This window comes from Streptomyces sp. NPDC054783 (assembly GCF_053611725.1).
In genome coordinates this window covers 28,450-45,909 of the sequence record NZ_JBSHAY010000019.1, presented here as the reverse complement: position 1 = coordinate 45,909, position 17,460 = coordinate 28,450, and the positions used below count along the sequence as shown (strand labels likewise).

The 17,460-nt window shown below is 73.7% G+C and carries 12 protein-coding genes; 9 read left to right on the top strand and 3 right to left on the bottom strand.

All coding sequences use genetic code 11. From position 1 onward, the window contains the following. Nucleotides 1-30: 30 nt before the first annotated feature. Nucleotides 31-531 carry a ferritin-like domain-containing protein gene (locus ACWGJ5_RS28805; protein ID WP_453312569.1) on the bottom strand — a complete coding sequence of 167 codons (501 nt, stop codon included), beginning with the start codon at nt 529-531 and terminating at the stop codon, nt 31-33. Next, the gene (locus ACWGJ5_RS28800) at nt 528-1,037 is read right to left on the bottom strand and encodes a hypothetical protein (protein WP_453312568.1); all 510 of its coding nucleotides are present in this window, start codon (nt 1,035-1,037) and stop codon (nt 528-530) included. Before ACWGJ5_RS28800 ends, ACWGJ5_RS28805 begins: the two co-directional genes overlap by 4 nt. A 298-nt stretch (nt 1,038-1,335) precedes the next feature. On the opposite strand from ACWGJ5_RS28800, the gene rimP reads away from it, so the two are divergent. From rimP to ACWGJ5_RS28755, 9 genes are all read left to right on the top strand, one after another. Then, entirely contained in the window at nt 1,336-1,854 is a 519-nt protein-coding gene (rimP, locus tag ACWGJ5_RS28795) for a ribosome maturation factor RimP (protein ID WP_453312567.1), read from the top strand. Nucleotides 1,855-1,856: 2 nt separating this feature from the next. Then, nucleotides 1,857-2,843: a transcription termination factor NusA gene (gene nusA / locus ACWGJ5_RS28790; RefSeq protein WP_450980285.1), complete on the top strand. Its 987-nt coding sequence runs from the start codon at nt 1,857-1,859 to the stop codon at nt 2,841-2,843. A gap of 141 nt (nt 2,844-2,984) precedes the next feature. Further along, a complete protein-coding gene (locus ACWGJ5_RS28785; RefSeq protein WP_453312566.1) occupies nt 2,985-3,281 on the top strand; it encodes a YlxR family protein in 297 nt (98 codons plus the stop codon). A 144-nt stretch (nt 3,282-3,425) separates the two neighbouring features. Beyond that, on the top strand, nt 3,426-6,488 hold the full coding sequence (gene infB / locus ACWGJ5_RS28780) for a translation initiation factor IF-2 (protein WP_453312565.1): 3,063 nt from the start codon (nt 3,426-3,428) through the stop codon (nt 6,486-6,488). A gap of 180 nt (nt 6,489-6,668) precedes the next feature. Continuing rightward, nucleotides 6,669-6,962: a DUF503 domain-containing protein gene (locus ACWGJ5_RS28775; RefSeq protein WP_069778419.1), complete on the top strand. Its 294-nt coding sequence runs from the start codon at nt 6,669-6,671 to the stop codon at nt 6,960-6,962. A 51-nt stretch (nt 6,963-7,013) separates the two neighbouring features. After that, nucleotides 7,014-7,475: a 30S ribosome-binding factor RbfA gene (gene rbfA, locus ACWGJ5_RS28770; RefSeq protein ID WP_453312564.1), complete on the top strand. Its 462-nt coding sequence runs from the start codon at nt 7,014-7,016 to the stop codon at nt 7,473-7,475. After that, nucleotides 7,472-8,377, top strand: a complete 906-nt coding sequence (gene truB, locus ACWGJ5_RS28765) for a tRNA pseudouridine(55) synthase TruB (RefSeq protein WP_453312563.1) — start codon at nt 7,472-7,474, stop codon at nt 8,375-8,377. Before rbfA ends, truB begins: the two co-directional genes overlap by 4 nt. A 316-nt stretch (nt 8,378-8,693) precedes the next feature. Next, complete coding sequence (locus tag ACWGJ5_RS28760; protein ID WP_453312562.1) at nt 8,694-12,893, top strand: hypothetical protein; 4,200 nt, start codon at nt 8,694-8,696, stop codon at nt 12,891-12,893. A gap of 177 nt (nt 12,894-13,070) precedes the next feature. Continuing rightward, on the top strand, nt 13,071-14,018 hold the full coding sequence (locus tag ACWGJ5_RS28755; RefSeq protein ID WP_453312561.1) for a bifunctional riboflavin kinase/FAD synthetase: 948 nt from the start codon (nt 13,071-13,073) through the stop codon (nt 14,016-14,018). 63 nt (nt 14,019-14,081) lie between these two features. Here ACWGJ5_RS28755 and ACWGJ5_RS28750 read toward each other — a convergent pair whose 3' ends face one another. Next, the gene (locus ACWGJ5_RS28750) at nt 14,082-17,378 is read right to left on the bottom strand and encodes an SCO5717 family growth-regulating ATPase (protein ID WP_453312560.1); all 3,297 of its coding nucleotides are present in this window, start codon (nt 17,376-17,378) and stop codon (nt 14,082-14,084) included. Nucleotides 17,379-17,460: the final 82 nt, after the last annotated feature.

Genomic DNA, 17,460 nt, shown 5'->3' with positions numbered 1-17,460 from the left:
CGGGTCCTGTCGTACGGGCGCCCTATGCGGTCACGGGGAGACCGAGGCCGAGGCGGGGGCCGACGGTGTCGTACCGGCCGCACCGGTCCCTTCGCCGGAGGAACGCTCGGCGAGCCCAGGGAAGGCTACGCTCTCCCCGTTCCAGCGCACCGCGCGCACCGCGGCCTCCCGCAGCGCGGCGGCGGCCGCGCCGCGCCGCGCGCCCGTCGCGGCCCGCACCAGGTCCGCGTAGACGCCCGCCACCCGCTCCTCCAGCCGCGCGGCGAGCAGCACTGCGGCGGGCGAATCCGGCACCGGGAACGGCAGCGCGTACCCGGCGTTCGCGGCGACCGGCTCCCCGCCCAGGTCGCGGACCTCGCGGATCAGCGCGTCCCGGCGCGCCCGGTGGGCGTCGTACGCCGCCCGTGCCTCGCTCCGGCGCGCCGCGCCGATCCGGCCGCCGACGACACCGTAGCCGTACACCGCCGCGTGCTCCGCCGCCAGCGCCGCCTGCAGTGCGGTCAGCTCGGCCGGCCTCGTCCCGTCGCTCACTTCGCCCCCTTCGTCAGCAGGTACGCGTGCGTGGCCCCGGCCGCCGCCACCGACGCGAGCAGCCGCGCCAGTTCGCCCGGCACGTCCAGCAGGCTCTGGGCGCGCCGGTCGGCGAGCGTGCGCTCGGCGGCGGCCAGGGCGGCGAGGGCGTCCTTCTCGGTGGCCGGCACGGGGGCCGAAGAGTGCGACACGGACGGCGACTTCGAGGGCGTCGGCGTCGCGGACCCTGCGAAGGCAGCGGTGTGGGCGGCGACCTGGGCCCGCAGCGGGCCCAGCCGCTGCGCCAGCCCCGGGTGCGCGGCGAGGACGGCGTCGTACCGCTCCAGCAGCTCCTGGCTGTCCCGCGCCGCACGCGCGCGTGCCCGCTCCTCCGCCGACGAGGCGCTGCTGCCGCCGGAGTCCGGACCGGCGGTGCAGCCCACCAGCAGGGCGGCGCCGGCGGCCGAGGCGAGCAGGGATCTTCTGCGCGGCCCCGAGGGGGCACGCAAGGGTGGCGGGTACGGCACGGCTGACGTCCTCGGGGGCTCGTACAAACACACGGGCGGGAGGGCGGCCCGCCGGTGATCACGGTACCCGCGCACCCCCTCGCCCCATGTCACCGGCTCAGCGGACCCGCCCAAGGGGCGCGGGGAACTGCGCGAACAGCCCCCACGACCCGCACCCGCTCCAAGACCCGGCCCTCCGAGCTCACAGGCGCCCCGCCCCACCCCCGGAGGGGACGGCAACACCCCCCGCGACCGGATACCCTTTGACCAGACACGCGACCCATCCCACAACAGCACACGCGGCCGAGGAGTCACCCGGATGAGCACCACCCAGAGCGAGAGGCTGCGAGAGCTGCTGGAACCGCTCGTCACGTCCCAGGGGCTGGATCTCGAAGAGATCGCCGTCGACTCCGTCGGACGCAAGCGGGTGCTGCGCGTGGTCGTCGACTCCGACACCGGAGCTGATCTGGACGCCATCGCCGATGTGAGCCGCGCGCTCTCGGCGAAGCTCGACGAGACCAACGCGATGGGCGACGCCGCGTACGACCTGGAGGTCGGAACCCCCGGCGCGGAGCGCCTCCTCACCGAGCACCGGCACTTCGTGCGCGCCACCGACCGGCTCGTGAAGTTCCAGCTGACCGCGGGCGGCGAGCTGGTCGCCAGGATTCTGAAGGTCGACGACGAGGGCCTCGACCTCGAGGTGCCCGGGGTGAAGGGCCGCAAGGCCACCACCCGCCGGCTCGGCTTCCCGGAGATCGCCAGGGCGCGCGTGCAGGTCGAGTTCAACCGCAAGGACGAGAAGGTCGAGAAGGACATGAAGGAAGAGGAGGAGGCGTAGCCGTGGACATCGACATGAGCGCCCTGCGGGGCTTGGTTCGGGAGAAGGAGATCTCCTTCGACCTGCTGGTCGAGGCGATCGAGTCGGCCCTCCTCATCGCCTACCACCGCACCGAGGGAAGCCGCCGACACGCGCGCGTGGAGCTCAACCGGGAGACCGGGCATGTGACCGTGTGGGCGAAGGAGGACCCCGAGGACCTGGAAGAGGGGCAGGAGGCCCGCGAGTTCGACGACACCCCGTCGGGCTTCGGCCGGATCGCAGCCACCACCGCCAAGCAGGTCATCCTGCAGCGGCTGCGCGACGCCGAGGACGACGCGACCCTCGGCGAGTACGCGGGCCGCGAGGGCGACATCGTCACCGGCGTGGTCCAGCAGGGCCGCGACCCGAAGAACGTGCTGGTCGACATCGGCAAGCTGGAGGCCATCCTGCCGGTGCAGGAGCAGGTCCCCGGCGAGACCTATCCGCACGGCATGCGCCTTCGGTCGTACGTCGTCCGGGTGGCCAAGGGCGTGCGCGGACCGTCGGTCACCCTCTCCCGTACGCACCCCAACCTGGTGAAGAAGCTCTTCGCCCTGGAGGTGCCGGAGATCGCCGACGGTTCCGTGGAGATCGCCGCGATCGCCCGTGAGGCCGGTCACCGCACCAAGATCGCCGTACGGTCCACCCGTTCGGGCCTGAACGCCAAGGGCGCCTGCATCGGCCCCATGGGCGGCCGGGTGCGCAATGTGATGGGCGAGCTGAACGGCGAGAAGATCGACATCGTCGACTGGTCGGACGACCCGGCCGAGATGGTGGCGAACGCCCTGTCACCCGCTCGGGTGAGCAAGGTGGAGGTCGTGGACCTGGCCGCCCGCTCCGCCCGGGTGACCGTGCCGGACTACCAGCTGTCGCTCGCGATCGGCAAGGAGGGGCAGAACGCCCGCCTCGCCGCCCGGCTCACCGGCTGGCGGATCGACATCCGGCCCGACACCGAGCAGGTGGCCGAGTAACACTCGGATAACGCCTTGTGACGCCGAGCAGCCAGGTGGCCGCGGGAATAGATCCAAGCCGCAGGTCGCTTGGTTTACGACAACAGCCGTTCGATCTTTGCCCCAAAGGGGTGAGGTCGGTACGGGGAGGTAGACTTAACCGTGTCTGGCCGGACGCACGCCGGAGCATGCCCTGAACGCACCTGTGTGGGGTGCCGGAAGCGGGCGGCCAAGAACGATCTGCTGCGGATCGTGAGGATCGAGGACGCATGCGCCCCCGATCCTCGCGGTACGCTGCCCGGCCGGGGTGCCTATGTACACCCCGCACTGGTCTGTTTCGACCAGGCGGTACGCCGCCGGGCGTTCCCGCGGGCACTGCGCGCCCCGGGGCCGCTCGACACAAAGGCGTTGCGCCGATACGTCGAGCAGACAACAGTTGCCGAGCAGGCAACACCGTAAGACGTGCCGTACGGAACACCGTGCGGCCTGGTACCTCGCGAGTCGAAAGCAGGTCGAGATTGCGATGAGCACTCGATGAGTACGCGATGAGTACGCCCATGAACTAGCGACGGTCCGGCTTCACCCGGACCTCAAAGGAGCGAAGTGGCTAAGGTCCGGGTTTACGAACTCGCCAAGGAGTTCGGAGTTGAGAGCAAGGTCGTCATGGCCAAGCTCCAGGAGCTCGGTGAATTCGTCCGTTCGGCGTCTTCGACCATCGAAGCGCCCGTAGTACGCAAGCTGACCGACGCCTTCCAGGGCGGTGGCAGCGGCAAGTCCGGCGGTAAGCCCGCCCCGCGCAAGGCAGCCCCCAGGCCCGCCGCGCCCTCTCCGGCGCAGGCGGCTCGTCCGGCTGCCCCGAGGCCGGCCGCCCCCAAGCCTGCGACGGCGCCCGCTGCCCAGCAGACGCCCGCCCCGGCGGCCCCTGCCGCCCCCGCGGCGGCCCCGGGCCCGCGTCCGGTTCCGGGTCCCAAGCCCGCGCCGCGTCCGGCTCCGGCCGCCCCGGAGTTCACCGCTCCGCCGGCCGCCCAGGCCCCGCAGGCCCCGGCCGCGCAGGGTCCGCGTCCCGGCGCCCGTCCGGGTGCCCCGAAGCCCGGCGGTGCCCGTCCGGGTGGTCCCGGCCAGGGTCAGGCCCGTCCGGGCCAGGGTGCCCCGCGTTCCGGTGGCCAGGCCCCGCGTCCGGGTGCCCGTCCGGCCGGTCCGCGTCCGGGTAACAACCCCTTCACCTCCGGTGGCTCCACCGGCATGGCCCGTCCGCAGGCCCCGCGCCCGCAGGGCGGCCCGCGTCCGGGCGGTCCGGGTGCCCCCGGCGCCGGTCCCCGTCCGCAGGCCCCCGGCCAGCAGGGTGGCGGTCCGCGTCCGCAGGCTGCGGGCGGTTCCCGTCCGTCGCCCGCCGGCATGCCGCGCCCGCAGGGCGGGCCGCGTCCCGGTCCGTCCGGTCCGCGCCCGAACCCCGGCATGATGCCGCAGCGTCCCGCTGCGGGCCCGCGTCCGGGCGGCGGTGGCCCCGGCGGCCGCGGTCCCGGTGCCGGCGGTCGTCCCGGTGGCGGCGGCGGTCGTCCCGGCGGCGGCTTCGCCGGTCGTCCCGGTGGCGGCGGCGGTGGCGGTGGCTTCGCCGGTCGTCCTGGTGGCGGCGGCGGTGGCGGTGGCTTCGCCGGCCGTCCCGGCGGCGCTCCCGGCGGTGGCGGCGGTGGCCGTCCCGGCTTCGGCGGCCGTCCCGGTGGTCCCGGTGGCCGCGGTGGCACGCAGGGTGCCTTCGGCCGTCCCGGTGGTCCCGCGCGTCGTGGCCGCAAGTCGAAGCGGCAGAGGCGCCAGGAGTACGAGGCCATGCAGGCCCCGAGCGTCGGCGGCGTGATGCTGCCGCGCGGCAACGGCGAGACCATCCGTCTCTCCCGCGGCGCGTCGCTCACCGACTTCGCGGAGAAGATCAACGCCAACCCGGCGTCGCTCGTCGCGGTCATGATGAACCTCGGCGAGATGGTCACCGCGACGCAGTCCGTCTCCGACGAGACGCTGCAGCTCCTCGCCGACGAGATGAACTACACGGTTCAGATCGTCAGCCCGGAGGAGGAGGACCGCGAGCTGCTCGAGTCCTTCGACATCGAGTTCGGCGAGGACGAGGGCGACGAGGAGGACCTGGTGGTCCGTCCGCCGGTCGTCACCGTCATGGGTCACGTCGACCACGGCAAGACCCGCCTGCTCGACGCCATCCGCAAGACGAACGTCATCGCGGGCGAGGCCGGCGGCATCACCCAGCACATCGGTGCCTACCAGGTCGCGACCGAGGTCAACGACGAAGAGCGCAAGATCACCTTCATCGACACCCCGGGTCACGAGGCGTTCACCGCCATGCGTGCCCGTGGTGCGAAGTCGACCGACATCGCGATCCTGGTCGTCGCGGCCAACGACGGCGTCATGCCGCAGACGGTCGAGGCGCTCAACCACGCCAAGGCGGCCGACGTGCCGATCGTGGTCGCGGTCAACAAGATCGACGTCGAGGGTGCCGACCCGACCAAGGTGCGCGGTCAGCTGACCGAGTACGGCCTGGTGGCCGAGGAGTACGGCGGCGACACCATGTTCGTCGACATCTCCGCCAAGCAGGGTCTGCACATCGACTCGCTGCTGGAGGCCGTGATCCTCACGGCCGACGCCTCGCTCGACCTGCGGGCCAACCCGGTCCAGGATGCGCAGGGCATCTCGATCGAGTCCCGCCTCGACCGCGGCCGTGGTGCCGTGGCGACGGTCCTCGTCCAGCGAGGCACGCTGCGGGTCGGCGACACGATGGTCGTGGGCGACGCCTACGGCCGGGTCCGCGCCATGCTCGACGACAACGGCAACAACGTCGCCGAGGCCGGCCCGTCGACGCCGGTCCAGGTCCTGGGCCTGACCAACGTCCCGGGTGCGGGTGACAACTTCCTGGTGGTCGACGAGGACCGTACGGCCCGTCAGATCGCCGAGAAGCGCGCCGCCCGTGAGCGCAACGCGGCCTTCGCCAAGCGCACGCGCCGCGTGTCCCTGGAGGACCTGGACAAGGTGCTCAAGGCCGGCGAGGTCCAGCAGCTGAACCTGATCATCAAGGGTGACGCTTCTGGTTCCGTCGAGGCCCTGGAGTCCTCGCTGCTCCAGCTGGACGTCGGCGAAGAGGTCGACATCCGCGTCCTGCACCGCGGTGTCGGTGCGGTCACGGAGTCCGACATCGACCTGGCGATGGGCTCCGACGCCATCGTGATCGGCTTCAACGTCCGCGCGGCCGGCCGCGCGGCGCAGATGGCCGAGCGCGAGGGTGTGGACGTCCGGTACTACTCGGTCATCTACCAGGCGATCGAGGAGATCGAGGCGGCCCTCAAGGGCATGCTCAAGCCGGAGTTCGAAGAGGTCGAGCTGGGCACGGCGGAGATCCGCGAGGTCTTCAAGTCGTCCAAGCTGGGCAACATCGCCGGTGTCCTCATCCGCTCCGGCGAGGTCAAGCGCAACACCAAGGCGCGCCTGGTCCGCGACGGCAAGGTCATCGCAGAGAACCTCAACATCGAGGGTCTGCGTCGCTTCAAGGACGACGTCACCGAGATCCGCGAAGGCTACGAGGGTGGTATCAACCTCGGAAACTTCAACGACATCAAGGTCGACGACGTCATCGCGACGTACGAGATGCGGGAGAAGCCGCGGGCGTAACGGCCGACGGTACTTGCAGCTGGCCGGCGGGACCTCGGTCCCGTCGGCCAGCTGGCCGTTGCCGGGGCCACGGAAACCCCGTCGAGCGACCGCGCAGGTTCGCGTAACCTTTTGGTGTCCCCGGCCCACACGGGTCCGGGGCCATCGATCCCGTACCGGCGGGTAAACCCGGCACACAACATGTACGTGGGGACTCTGTCCTTCGACCTCCTCCTCGGCGACGTCCACTCGCTGAAGGAGAAGCGCTCCGTCGTCCGCCCGATCGTCGCCGAACTCCAGCGCAAGTACGCGGTGAGCGCGGCCGAGGTGGACCACATGGACCTCCACCGGCGAGCGGTCATCGGCCTCGCTCTGGTCTCCGGCGACGCGGCGCACCTCACCGACGTACTCGACCGGTGCGAACGGCTGGTCGCCGCCCGCCCCGAGGTGGAGCTGCTGTCCGTACGACGGCGCTTCCACGGCGAAGACGATTGACGACCAGACCCAACACCAACGCAAGCAGAAGAAAGAACGGGAGACGGACCAGTGGCCGACAACGCGCGGGCGAAAAGGCTGGCGGACCTCATCCGGGAGGTGGTGGCCCAGAAGCTGCAGCGCGGGATCAAGGACCCGCGGCTCGGCTCGCACGTCACCATCACGGACACCCGGGTCACGGGTGACCTGCGGGAGGCGACCGTCTTCTACACGGTCTACGGCGACGACGAGGAGCGGAAGGCCGCCGCGGCGGGCCTGGAGAGCGCGAAGGGCATCCTGCGCTCCGAGGTCGGACGCGCGGCCGGTGTGAAGTTCACGCCGACCCTGGCCTTCGTCGCGGACGCCCTGCCGGACACCGCCCGGACCATCGAGGACCTCCTCGACAAGGCACGGCAGTCCGACGAGAAGGTCCGCGAGGCCTCCGCGGGCGCCAGCTACGCGGGCGGCGCGGACCCGTACCGCAAGCCGGCCGAGGACGACACGACCGAGACGGACGGCGACGCCGCGGAATGACCCAGAAGCACACCACGCCCGACGGCCTCGTCATCGTCGACAAGCCGTCGGGCTTCACTTCGCACGACGTGGTCGCCAAGATGCGCGGCATCGCCAGGACCCGCCGGGTCGGCCACGCCGGCACCCTCGACCCCATGGCGACCGGCGTCCTGGTCCTCGGTGTCGAGCGCGCCACCAAGCTCCTCGGGCACCTCGCCCTCACCGAGAAGGAGTACCTGGGCACCATCCGCCTGGGCCAGAACACCGTCACCGACGACGCCGAGGGCGAGGTCACCTCGTCCACCGACGCCTCCAAGGTGACCCGGGACGCCATCGACGCCGGCATCGCCAAGCTGACCGGCGACATCATGCAGGTCCCGTCCAAGGTCAGCGCCATCAAGATCGACGGCGTACGGTCGTACAAGCGGGCCCGCGAGGGCGAGGACTTCGAGATCCCCGCCCGTCCGGTGACCGTCTCCTCCTTCTCGGTGTACGACGTCCGGGACGCCATGACCGACGACGGCACCCAGGTCCTCGACCTGGTCGTCTCCGTCGTCTGCTCCTCCGGCACCTACATCCGCGCCCTCGCCCGAGACCTGGGCGCCGACCTCGGCGTCGGCGGCCACCTCACCGCGCTGCGCCGGACGCGCGTCGGGCCGTACAAGATCGATACGGCGAGGACGCTGGACCAGCTCCAGCAGGAGCTGACCGTGATGCCGATCGCGGACGCCGCCGCGGCCGCGTTCCCCCGCTGGCAGGTGGACGCACGGCGCGCCCGGCTGCTGCTGAACGGCGTCCGGCTGGAGATGCCCGACGAGTACGCGGGCGCCGGTCCCGTCGCCGTCTTCGACCTCGAGGGCCGCTTCCTCGCACTGGTCGAACAGCACAAGGGCAAGGCCAAGAGCCTGGCCGTCTTCGGCTGAGACATCCGGACCCGTCTTCGGCCGACACGTCTGCTGAGACGGATGCCATGGGCGCTTGAGACGGATGCCATGGGCGCTGCCCGTGGAGCGGCGGCCGGCCACGGGGTGGGCCCCTGCCGCCGCTCCACGATCCCCCCTCGGTTCCCCCATCCCTAGGGTTATCCAGCGGCACCCGCCTATTCACCCGACCGGGCAGGCGCTCGGAGTGAACCGGGGGAGCGGAAGGGGGCGCGTTCGCCACACGATCTGTCCCGCCGATCATCGCCCGCCTACCGTCTTGAAACAGGGCACGCGGGCAAGGCGGGGAGGTACGGCCATGACGGGACGGGGCCCGCGCACCGGAAGCGGTCGCCGGCCGGTGGCGGACGGTACGGGGGAGGCGGCGGACGGCTTCCGCCGGGGACACCGGACCCGTAAGGACGACAGGGGCGCCCGGGCCACCACCTACACCACGGGCAGCCTCGGCACCGGCAGCACCGCAGGCCTCTCCGACCCCACAGCCGCCCCGGGCACGCACCACGCCGGCCCCGACCCCGCCCTCGTCCAGATCCGCGACCTCGCCGGCCGTCTCCGAGGCGTCGGCTTCCTCGCCGATCACCAGGGCACCCTGCTCACCAGCCACGAGACGGTCGACGGCCTGGCCCGGCTCGTGCTGCAGGTCGCGGGCGGGGACCGGACCTGTGTGGTCGCCGCCGACGCCGTCACCGCGCTGCCCGAGCGCGACCTGGCCCTGGTCCGCACCGAGGGCCTGGGACTGGACCCGCTGCCGCTGTCCGTACGGGAGCGGATCGACGCCGGAACCTATGTACGGATCCCCGCGGGCTGCTGGCGCCAGGCGCGGGTGCTGGCCGCCACCGAGGTGACGTACACCGCCACCGACCGCTTCCACCTCCTGCAGGACGCGCTGGAGCTGGCGATCGGCACCGCCGGCCGGGACGCACTGCGGCTGGGCGGCGGGGCGGCCGGGGGACCGGTGCTCGACGCGCAGACCGGCGCGGTGATCGGCGTCCTCGGTACCGCCCTGCACTCCGCGCAGCGCGACATCGGCTTCGCGGTGCCGCTGCGGCCCGCCGACGGCCCTCTCGGCGAGCTCCTCGCCCGCAGCGCGGCCACCGCGCCCGCCTACGGCGCCGACCTGAACCTGGCCGGAATGCTGCAGCTGACCGCCACCTCGGTCGGCCAGGACGGCCCGCAGGGCTTTCTAGCCGGTGCCGTGGAACCGGTCGAACGCCACGGTGTCGCGCGGGAGTTGGCCGCCTTCACGGACGGCGACCGGGCCGTGCTCGGGCTCGTCGGCGCCCCCGGCAGCGGCCGTACGACGGCACTCGCGGCCCTCGCCGCCCGCCGGGCCCACGGCGAGCGGCCCGCACCGACGCTGTGGCTGCGCGGCGCCGACCTGGAGGATGCCGACGACTCGGTGGCCGATGCGGCCCGCCGCACCCTGGAGCGGGCCGCCAGGATCGTCGCCGCCGCCCGCGCCGTGCGCCCCGAATCCCTCGGCGACCTCACTCCCGAGCACCTGGCCCACCTCACCGCCCGGGCCGGCCGTCCGCTCCTGCTCCTCCTGGACGGCCCCGAGGAGATGCCCCCCGTGCTCGCCCACCGCCTCCCCGACTGGACCAGGGGCACGGCGGCCTGGCTGCGCAGCACCGGGGCGCGCCTGGCGGTCGCCTGCCGGGAGGAGTACTGGGAGCGAGCGGGAGCCCACTTCCCGTCCGACCTGCTGCACACACCGACGCCCCCCGCAGCCACCGCCACTCCACCGACTCCGGCGACTTCAGCCCGCTCCGCTGGTTCCGGGGCTCCGGCGGGGTCCGCTGCTTGTGCGGCTTCGACGGGGTCCGCCGCTTCCGGGGTTTCGGCCGGGTTCGCCGGTTCCGGGGTTGCGGTGGGGTCCGCTGCCTGTGCGGCGTCGACGGGGTTCGCCGCTTCCGGGGTTTCGGCCGGGTCCGCTGGTTCCGGGGTTTCGGCGGGGTCCGTGGGAGCTGAGGCTTGGATCGGCTCCACGGTTCCGGGCGCTCGCGCCGCTTCCGCGGCTCCCGCCGGTTGTGCGGCTTCCGCTGCTCCAACCGGATGCGAGGTCCCAGGCGCCCCCACCGGTCCCGTAGCGCCGACCGGCTTTGCGGGGCCGGGGATTCCCGACGCTCAGGCCACCCCGTCCGGGTCCTCAGTGCCCGCCACTGCTGCCGGTCCTGCCGACCCCACTTCGGCCGGTCCTGCCGATCCCGCCGCTCAGGCAGGCCCCGCAGCCCCGGCCCCCGCCGAACCCTGCACGCCCCGCACCACGCCCACCAGGCCCACGGCACCCCTACCGCCCTGCCTGCACCTCCCCGACCTCACAGCGGAGGAGGCCCGTCTGGCCCGCGTGCGTCACGCGATCCCCGACGGTGCCCTCGCCGAGGGCGACGCCCGGCATCCGCTCACCCTCCGGCTGCTGTCCGAAGTCCGGGCCGCCACCCCGGATGCGGAGATCGCGGGGCCGGTCGACCGGCACGAGGTGTTCGCCGCCCACCTGGACCTGATGTGCCTGCGGATCGCGGTCCGGCTGGCCGCGGAGAGCGGGCTGCGCGGCACCGCCGTGCGCCGGCTCGCCGCTCGCGTGGCCGGGCAGGTCCACGAGGCCTCCCGGCGGAGCCTCGGGCCCGGGCAGGGCGAGCTGGACCGGGCGTCGTTCGAGGCGGTGTTCCCCTGGGGGCCTGCCCCGGACCGGCTCGGCGGCGGCAGCGGCTGGGCGGCCGCCGTACTGGCCGAGGGCCTGCTCGTCCCGGCCGGCCGGGGCTACCGCTTCGCGCACGAGGAGCTGGCCGACTGGATCCAGGGCATGCACCTCGACCTGGACGAGGCCCTGCGTGCCCTGGTCCACCGCCCCCGCGGCGACGGCGAGACCGCTCCCGTGCCGGTGCCGCACCATCGCGTCGGCCCCGTCGTCCAGGCCCTGCTGCTCCTCGCCCGGCAGCACGGCGAGCGCCAACTGGCATCCCGCCTACGGGACTTGACGGACGCCCTGGACCGCGACCCCGGCTCCTGGTGGGCCGCCCGGCTGCTGGCCCGCACCCTGCTACAGGTCCCGGACGCGGCACCGTACACCCAGGTGCTGCGGGTGCTGGCCGACCGGATCGTCGCCTGGCGCCGTGCACAGCGGCCCGTGCCGGCCGAGTTCGGCCCGGGCTTCTGGGCCGAGCTGCCGGTCCGCGACACCGAGCGGCTCGAGCTGCTGCGCCGGCTCGTGCTGGCCGACCAGGCGCCCCCGGAGGCAGGCGAGCGTTACCTCGACGCCGTCGCCCGGCTGCTCGCGGCCGCGCCCGCCGTCGTACAGCCCAGGCTGACCTGCTGGTTCGACGACGAACGGCCACTGCCGGCAACCCCGCACGCCACCGTGGCGACCGCCGCGCAGGCGCTGCTGCACACCCACCGGCACGGCGCGCTGGACGACCTCACCGAGATCCTGGTGGCCGCCGCGCACCGGCGCGCCGACGAACTGCTCGCGATCCTCGCCGAGGACGAGCCGTCGGCCGTCTGCCGGGCGGTCGACCGCTGGGCGCACGACGAGCGCCCCGCCCGCCGGGTCGCGGCCGTGACCTTCGGCCTGCGCGTGGCATCGCACGTCCGTTCGGAGGCCGACCGCGAGCTGCTGCGCTACGCCGCCCTCGCCCTGCTCGCCCGCCCCGCCGACTGCACCCTGCACGGCGGCGCCCTCGCCCTGCTCGTCCACGACCCGCACACCCGCGACCGGCACCTCGCCGCGGCCCTGCGGCACTTCGCCGACGACGACCCGCAGCTCCCGCCGAGCGCCCTGGCCCCCGCCCTGACCACCCACCCCGAGCCGGTCCTGGAGGCCTTCCGCGCCCGGCTGCGCGGCCCGCACGCGGAGGAGGCCCTGGGCACCCTCACCGACGTCACCACGCCGGCCCTGACCCGCCGCGTGGCGGACCTGATCCAGGAGGCGGTACTGCTGCGCCCGCACACCGCCGGCCGCATCGCCGCCCACGTCGACCGCCGCCTGGCCCAGGGCCCCACCGTCCGCCCGGTCCTGCTGCCCCTGGTCACGGGCCTGCTCGAGGACGCCCCGGAACAGCTCCGCGCCGCCCTCGCCGCCGTCCTCGCCGCCGCCGGCACCCCCGCCTCCCGCCCGCTGCGCCGGGAGCTGCTGGAGGTGCTGCTCGCGCGGGAACAGGAACCGTCCGTGCTGGACGCCGTCCTGCACGCAGCGGCCGAACCAGGCCACGGCAATGACTACGGCGACGGCTGCGGCAATGGCGAGGGCGACGGCGGCGGCGACCGTCTCGAGGAGGAGATCCGCGGGCTCGTCCACCGCATCGGGCTGCTCCTCGTCCGCACTCCCGAGGGCGCCGCACGCTTCGACCGCGGCCTGGTCGACCTGGGCCGGCACGTGCCCGGCTTCGCCGCGCGCATGGCCGGCTGGCTGGCCGCCGCACCGGACGAATGGGCCGCCGTCGTGGGCCCCAGCACCCGCCGCATGCTGGAGAACCTCGCCGGCGTCCGCGTACCGGCGTGAGCGGCACGGACGTACGGCCCGAGCGGCGGCGAAAAGGGACGGCCGGGAAGACGGCCCGGAACGTGCGCCCGGTCACAGCCCCGATACCGATGCGGGTCCGGGGCACCTGGCATGGCACCCTTAGATCTGCGCAAGTCTTAGGCGTCGATATGGACACGGGTTCGAGGAGCGGTCACAGTGCAGCGCTGGCGTGGCTTGGAGGACATCCCCCAGGACTGGGGGCGCAGCGTCGTCACCATCGGTTCCTACGACGGCGTCCACCGCGGCCACCAGCTGATCATCAAGCACGCCGTCGACCGTGCCCGCGAGCTGGGCGTCCCGGCCGTCGTGGTCACCTTCGACCCGCACCCCAGCGAGGTCGTCCGCCCGGGCAGCCACCCGCCGCTGCTCGCCCCGCACCACCGCCGTGCCGAGCTGATGGCGGACCTGGGCGTTGACGCGGTCCTGATCCTCCCCTTCACCACCGAGTTCTCGAAGCTCTCACCCGCCGACTTCGTGGTGAAGGTCCTGGTGGACAAGCTGCACGCGAAGGCGGTCGTGGAGGGCCCGAACTTCCGCTTCGGCCACAAGGCCGCCGGCAACGTGGACTTCCTCGTCGAGCAGGGCAAGACCTACGACTTCGAGGTCGAGGTCGTCGACCTGTACGTCACCGGCGAGGCGGGCGGCGGCCTGCCGTTCTCCTCGACCCTGACCCGCCGCCTGGTCGCCGAGGGCGACGTGGAGGGCGCCCGCGAGATCCTGGGCCGCCCGCACCGTGTCGAGGGCGTGGTCGTCCGTGGCGCCCAGCGGGGCCGTGAACTGGGCTTCCCGACGGCCAACGTCGAGACGCTCCCGCACACCGCCATCCCTGCCGACGGCGTGTACGCCGGTTATCTGCACGTCGAGGGCGAGGCCATGCCGGCCGCGATCTCCGTCGGCACGAACCCGCAGTTCGACGGCACCGAGCGCACGGTGGAGGCATACGCCATCGACCGCGTCGGCCTCGACCTGTACGGCCTGCACGTCGCCGTCGACTTCCTCGCCTACGTGCGCGGACAGGCCAAGTTCGACACGCTGGAGGCCCTGCTGGAGCAGATGGCCGCGGACGTGAAGCGGTGCCGGGAGATCGTGGCGGCGGAGGAGTAGGCCTTCGGCGCTTCTACGACCCCAAAGGGCGGCCGGTGCGATGAGCACCGGCCGCCCTTTCGCTTACTGCTGTTGCTGCGGCGGCGGGGCCTGCGGCGGTTGCTGCTGCGGGTAGCCGGGCTGCGGCTGCTGCTGCCCCTGCGGCGGCTGGGGGTAGCCGTACGGCTGGCCCGGCTGCTGCGGAGGGTAGGACTGCTGGCCCGGCGCGGCCTGCGGGTACGGCTGCTGACCCGGTGCCTGCGGGTGGGGCTGCTGGGCCGGTGCGGCTTGCGGGTAGGGCTGCTGACCCGGTGCGGCCTGCGGGTACGGCTGCTGGCCCTGCTGGGGCGGATAGGGCTGCGGCGGCCCGGTGTACAGCTCCTGGCCGGGTGCCTGCGGGTAGGGCTGGCCCGGCATCGGCTGGCCCGGCATGGGCTGGCCCGGCATCGGCGGGGCGGCCACCGGCGGCGGGTTGCCGTCACTGGTCCACAGGCCGTGCGCCTGCTGGTGCCGTACGAAGTCCTCGGCGACCAGTGCGGCGAGATTGAAGTACGCCTCGCGCGTCCTGGGCCGCATCATGTCGAGGTCGACCTCGGCACCGGCGGCCAGATGCTCGTCGAAGGGCACGACCACGACCGCCCGCGTCCGCGTCTCGAAGTGCGTCACGATGTCCTCGACCTTGATCATCTTGCCGGTCTCGCGGACACCGGAGATCACGGTGAGCGAGCGGGAGACCAGGTCGGCGTACCCGTGCGCGGACAGCCAGTCCAGCGTCGTACTGGCGCTGCTCGCACCGTCCACGGACGGCGTGGAGATGATGATCAGCTGGTCGGCGAGGTCGAGCACCCCGCGCATGGCGCTGTACAGCAGACCCGTGCCCGAGTCGGTCAGGATGACCGGGTACTGCCGGCCGAGGACGTCGATCGCGCGCCGGTAGTCCTCGTCGTTGAACGTGGTCGAGACCGCCGGGTCCACGTCGTTGGCGATGATCTCCAGACCGGAGGGCGCCTGCGAGGTGAACCGCCGGATGTCCATGTACGAGTTCAGGTGCGGGATCGCCTGCACGAGGTCACGGATGGTGGCACCCGTCTCCCGGCGCACGCGCCGCCCGAGCGTACCGGCGTCCGGGTTCGCGTCGATGGCGAGGATCTTGTCCTGCCGTTCGGTGGCGAGGGTGGAGCCCAGCGCGGTGGTGGTCGTCGTCTTGCCGACGCCGCCCTTGAGGCTGATGACCGCGATCCGGTAGCAGGAGAGCACCGGCGTACGGATCAGCTCCAGCTTGCGCTGCCGCTCGGCCTCCTCCTTCTTGCCCCCGAGCTTGAACCGGCCGCCCGCCGCCGCGGGCCGTCCGCTCTTCGCCTTCTGCTTCTTGTTGTTCAGCAGCCGGTCCGAGGACAGCTCCACGGCGGCCGTGTAACCGAGCGGCGCGGCACCGGGGTTGGTCGGCTGCCGCTGGTCGTGCCGGACGGCCTGCGGCCACGCGGCACCGGACCGCGGATCGACCGGGGCCTGCGCGGCCTGGGCGGCCTGCGGGGGTGCCTGCGGGGCCGGGGCCTGCCAGCCCTCGGCCGCCGGCGCGCCGTCGGGCCCCTGCGGGTGCTGCGGGAAGCCGTAACCACCGGCGGTGTTGGGGTTGTTGGGGTTCGGCTGGGGCGCGGGGGGCTGCTGCGGGAAGCCGTAACCGCCCGGCTGGGGCTGGGGCTGGGGCTGGGGCTGCGGCTGGGCGTTGGGGGTGCCGGGGTGGGGGAAGCCGTAACCACCGGCGGCGTTGGGGTTGTTGGGGTTCGGCTGGGGCGCGGGAGGCTGCGGCGGGAAGCCGTAACCGCCGGACGCGTCGGGGCCCGCCGGGTTCGGCTGACCCGGCTGACCGGGCTGACCGGGCTGACCGGGCTGCGGTGTGAAGGGTGCGCCGGCCTGGTTCGGCTGATTCACCTGGTTCGGCTGGTTCCAGGCGGCGGGCGCGGGCTGCGGGGCTTGCGGCTGGAACGGCGGCTGCTGGCCGGGCCCGCCACCGGGGCCCTGCGCGGCCGACGGCTGCGGCTGGGCGGGCATCGGGCCGGGCTGCTGCTGCGCGGGCCACTGGGCCGCCGGAGCGGGCGCCGCGGGCTGGTAGGAGGGCGGCAGCGGGGGCACCCCGCTCGGCGGCGCGGGCGGAGGCGCCCAGCCGGGCTGGGCGTCCTGGGGCGCCGGGGGAGCGGGCGGTACGGCGGCCTGGGGTGCGCCGGTCTGTGCGGTGCCGTCCGGCTGGGCGCCGTCCGCCGCTGCGCCGGGCTGAGGCACGCTGTCCTGCACACCGGCCTCGGCGGCGGTGGCGTCGGCATCCTGCGCGACCGCATCCGGGGCTACAGAGCCGTCGGACTCGGCGCGGCCGGCCTCGGTGTTGTCGGAGGCGGTGTTGTCGGCGGTGGCGTTGTCGGCGGACCCTTCCGGGGCGCCGTCCGTCTCCCCTGCCTCGGCACCGGCGTCGCCCTCGGCCGTGTCCTCGACCTCGGCCTGGGCCCTGCCGCCACCGTGGCCTTCGTCCTCATCCACATCGGCCTCGGAAACAGCCGAGTCCTCCCCGGAACCGACGTCATGCCCGGAACCGGAACCGGAATCGGAATCGGCCTCCGCGGAAACCGCGTCCGCAGGTGCCACCCCCGACCGCTCGCCGGCGCCTTCGGCGGAGCCTTCCGACGCCGACGCCTCGCCCTCACCACCGGCGGAGCTCGTCGTCGGAGCGGTCCCCGCTGCGGAGCCCTCCTCACCGGCGCCGTCCCGCATCGCGGCCGCGCGCTCGGCGATCTCCGCCATCTCGCGCTTCAGGGCCACGGCGGAGAACCGCATGGTGGCCCCGCTCTCCAGGTCCCCGTTGCTCGTCTCCGGCCCGACCGCGGGCGCCGGGGCCGGCGGCTGTGGCTGCTGAGCCGGCTGGGCGGCCTGCGGCTGCTGCGCCTCGAAACCCTCGGGCAGTTGCGGCATCGGGACGGGATTCCCGGCGGGCGGCCCGGGCGGCACGGGCGCGGCGTAGGGGGTTCCCTGGTCGGGAGAGGGCGGGGCGTATGGAGAGCCCTGGGCGGGTGACGGCGGGGTGTAGGGGGTTCCCTGGTCCGGAGAGGGAGGGGCGTACGGCGCGCCCTGGGCGGGTGACGGCGGGGCGTAAGGGGCGCCCTGGTCCGGCGGAGGCGGGGTGTAGGGCGCGCCGTGCGCCGCCGGGGGTGGCGGGGGCGCCGGAGCCGACGAAGGCGCACCGGACGAGCTCTGCGCGTTCTGCGTGTACCAGGCGGGCGGCGCGTAGTCGATGGTGAACTCGCCCGTCATCTCGATGCCGGACTCCGCGTCGGTCTGGTCGTCGTCGGGTGTGTCCCAGCCCCCGCGGATCCCGTCCCGATCGCTGTTCACAGTTCCTCCTGGTGTGGTCGAACACCCTCATGCCGTGCCGGGGCGACCATGTCGTGTCGTTCCGAGTCGTCCGTAGTCATTC

Excerpts from the sequence above, each read along its gene's own strand:
- rimP (WP_453312567.1), top strand. The coding sequence starts at position 1,336 with ATGAGCACCACCCAGAGCGAGAGGCTGCGAGAGCTGCTGGAACCGCTC.
- ACWGJ5_RS28775 (WP_069778419.1), top strand. The coding sequence starts at position 6,669 with ATGTACGTGGGGACTCTGTCCTTCGACCTCCTCCTCGGCGACGTCCAC.
- truB (WP_453312563.1), top strand. The coding sequence starts at position 7,472 with ATGACCCAGAAGCACACCACGCCCGACGGCCTCGTCATCGTCGACAAG.
- ACWGJ5_RS28760 (WP_453312562.1), top strand. The coding sequence starts at position 8,694 with ATGACGGGACGGGGCCCGCGCACCGGAAGCGGTCGCCGGCCGGTGGCG.